Below are 303 nucleotides of genomic sequence, written 5' to 3'. Positions count from 1 at the left end.
GCCCCGATAGCTCAGTTGGTAGAGCAGAGGATTGAAAATCCTCGTGTCCCTGGTTCAAATCCGGGTCGGGGCACCATTTTACAGAAGTGGTGCTCACTTATTATTTACTAATAATATTAAGCATTATTTCGGTGCCAAAAGTATTTAGGTTGTTTAAATTAAACTTAAATATTGCACACAGCTTTGTGTGCCGACTTAGCTCAGTTGGTAGAGCAACTGACTTGTAATCAGTAGGTCGCCAGTTCGATTCCGGCAGTCGGCACCATTCATAACGAAGCCTCAGCATTTATGTTGAGGCTTTTT

General features: G+C 42.6%; 2 tRNA genes. Both read left to right on the top strand.

The annotated features are described in order from the left end of the window. Positions 1-76 (top strand) — tRNA-Phe (locus CXF85_RS00140). A 113-nt stretch (positions 77-189) separates the two neighbouring features. After that, a tRNA-Thr gene (locus CXF85_RS00135) sits at positions 190-265 on the top strand. Positions 266-303: the final 38 nt, after the last annotated feature.

This window comes from Colwellia sp. 75C3, from assembly GCF_002836255.1.
GTDB lineage: Bacteria > Pseudomonadota > Gammaproteobacteria > Enterobacterales > Alteromonadaceae > Colwellia.
This window is presented reverse-complemented; position numbering and strand designations above follow the sequence as displayed.